This window comes from Argonema antarcticum A004/B2, from assembly GCF_023333585.1.
Lineage (GTDB): Bacteria > Cyanobacteriota > Cyanobacteriia > Cyanobacteriales > Aerosakkonemataceae > Argonema > Argonema antarcticum.
Genome location: NZ_JAIQZN010000227.1, coordinates 1 through 1,806, shown reverse-complemented (window position 1 = coordinate 1,806; position 1,806 = coordinate 1). Strand labels below are relative to the sequence as shown.

Below are 1,806 nucleotides of genomic sequence, written 5' to 3'. Positions count from 1 at the left end.
GTAACCGTTCAGGGGGTGCGCCTGCGGCGCACCACCCCAAGAGGAGTTTGAGCATCAATGTGTTAGAGATCTCAGTGTGAACCAACAATAATGAATACACGAACTCTCTTGACTATTGAACCAAATTTTCAAGATAAGTTATTGCCAGTAATAAACTAACTATGTAAAACTATTATTCATTTTTTACGAGCATTCGATTTCTGGAAGCAAAGAAGGAGCAGATTTACCTTCACGGGCATTGGCAACAGCAGTGGTGATAAACTCCAAGATATTGCGTTGCTGCGATTTAAGTGTGGTCACTACCGTTAGTATTCGTGCGACAAAAGTACTGCCAGCTTTTGTTTGCGTCCCAAAACTGGTACGCCGCCAGATTACAGCTGGACGAATAGCTCTTTCAGCAGCATTGTTGGTTGGCTCAATACCTGGAGTGGTGACAAATAACCACATGGCACCCTCAACCTTGAGTAGTTGACGACAAGTGCGAACTGTTTTCGCCAAAGGGGTTTTTTCTTTGGATGCAATCGAGTAGTCGGCGGTTTGTTGCAGGCGTGATACTATCTCGCGACGAATATCTTTGGCTAATTCCACAAATTCACCACGAGTCAGAGTGCCATCTCTAACTCTCTGCCATAACTCAAATAACTTCTGTTGTTGTTGAACTAAGCCGATTCCTAATTCTTGGCATATCCCTGGACGTTCCGAAATTTTAATAAATTCTCTCTTTAGATGCGCCCAACACAATTGCCGACGTTCGATGTCTACCCAGTTGTATGCACCATGTCTATCCGAGGTTAAAATTCCGCTAAAGTTCTCACCCAAAAGATTTTTAGCCGCCACCGTACAACGAGTCAGTGCAAGTTCAAAAAATGTAACTAGCGGTGTGACTGCTACCCACAGCCACGCTTGTCTGTGTTGCGGATTACCACCGTCGATATTGGCTTGATTGAAACCTGTTTCATCGGCGGCAACAATTTCTTGTTGCTGGATGTAACGTTTTGCTTCATCTACACAATCAGCAACGGCATTGCTGGCTTCTAGCCTCAGTTTGTTGACTGTTCCCAAGGACATTGAGATACCAAACAAGTCCGCTAGGGCGCTTTGTACCATCCGGTGGCTGTTGCGGTATAATCCACTTAGTAGTGCTACCGTACCTACCACTCTCACACCGTAGCCGCTTGGGTTTACATCAGTAGGCAGTTTGGCGCGAGTGGAAGTTCCGCATCGTTCACAGGCCAATTTGTGCAGCCGATGTTCTATAACTATTGGTTCAATGGGTGGAATCTCAACTATTTGGTGGCGATAGGGCTTTGGATCAACTCCATTAAGCCTTTCTCCACAACATGAGCATTTTAATGGATGATGCTCTATGACTCTTGTACATTTTTCTATTGGGTATAAGTTCCGGTTTTGACCCTCATGACCAGGCTGACCGCCCCTTTTTTTTCCAGTCTTTTTCTTTGATTTATGACCAAATCCTGGTGGGTCACTTGACGGTGGTGATGAAGAGTTTTTTGATGTTTTATTGACTTTTTCTACTAATTGCTCTTGGACTTCGATTAATTCAATAGCCTGTTTTTCTAATATTTCAATGCGTTGCGCCATTAACTCCACCATTTTTTTGACGCTGGCTGGAGTTTTCTCCCAATCATCAGGAGGTATCTGCTCTATTATGGTGGCGGTCTTTTGTTCCATAAATCTTACATTACCAGTTTTTGGCTCCTATTTTTGACGCCCACTTTTTTTCTCCAAAATCTTTACAACTCCTCTTGGGGTGGTGCGCCGCAGGCGCACCCCCTGAACGGTTAC

1 protein-coding gene is annotated in these 1,806 nt (G+C 44.4%); it reads right to left on the bottom strand.

The annotated features are described in order from the left end of the window. Positions 1-183: 183 nt before the first annotated feature. On the bottom strand, positions 184-1,692 hold the full coding sequence (tnpC, locus tag LAY57_RS35520) for an IS66 family transposase (protein ID WP_249072184.1): 1,509 nt from the start codon (positions 1,690-1,692) through the stop codon (positions 184-186). Between the last annotated feature and the right edge of the window lie 114 nt (positions 1,693-1,806).